Raw genomic sequence first — 220 nt, forward strand, 5'->3', positions numbered from 1 at the left:
GCGGGAGCGGGTGACCGGCGCTGGCAAGGGTGCAGCGCACTCCGCCGCCGGGTCCGTCCAGCGGTACGAGCTCCCCGTAGAGCAGCGAGAGGAAACGGGACTGCGGGCCCTCGGGCGGCTCCTGCCCGCCCGCCACCGCGACCATCCTGGCGGCGGCCTCCGCGGTCTCCATCGCATCGTCGACCAGGAGTTTGTTGAGCCGGTCGAGCACCTCGGCGAC

General features: G+C 73.6%; 1 pseudogene. It reads right to left on the minus strand.

Annotated features, from left to right (window positions below):
- Positions 1-220: pseudogene (locus J0695_RS40585) on the minus strand (protein phosphatase); the annotation flags it as partial.

Source organism: Streptomyces beijiangensis, from assembly GCF_017315755.1.
Taxonomy (GTDB): Bacteria; Actinomycetota; Actinomycetes; order Streptomycetales; family Streptomycetaceae; genus Streptomyces; species Streptomyces beijiangensis.